This window comes from Bacillus sp. AFS001701, assembly GCF_002559405.1.
Taxonomy (GTDB): Bacteria; Bacillota; Bacilli; order Bacillales; family Bacillaceae_G; genus Gottfriedia.
The window spans coordinates 1-241 of sequence record NZ_NTZO01000793.1; the positions used below are offsets into that span (position 1 = coordinate 1).

Annotated in this window: 1 protein-coding gene; it reads left to right on the plus strand. The window is 56.8% G+C overall.

The annotated features are described in order from the left end of the window. Positions 1–241, plus strand: a 241-nt coding sequence (bioD, locus tag CN514_RS25185; protein ID WP_286141840.1) for an ATP-dependent dethiobiotin synthetase BioD, incomplete at both ends; no start/stop codon positions are given.

Below are 241 nucleotides of genomic sequence, written 5' to 3' on the forward strand. Positions count from 1 at the left end.
ATTATTGAACGTGACTGAACGTTATTTTGTCACCGGAACAGATACCGAAGTGGGCAAGACGGTTGCCAGCTCAGCGCTGCTGCAGGCGGCGCGCATGCAGGGAAAAACCACCGCCGGATATAAACCTGTCGCCTCCGGCAGCGAGATGACGGCGCACGGGTTACGCAATACCGACGCGCTGGCGCTTCAGCGCAACAGCACGCTTGAACTTGCCTATTCAGCGGTGAATCCGTACACCTTT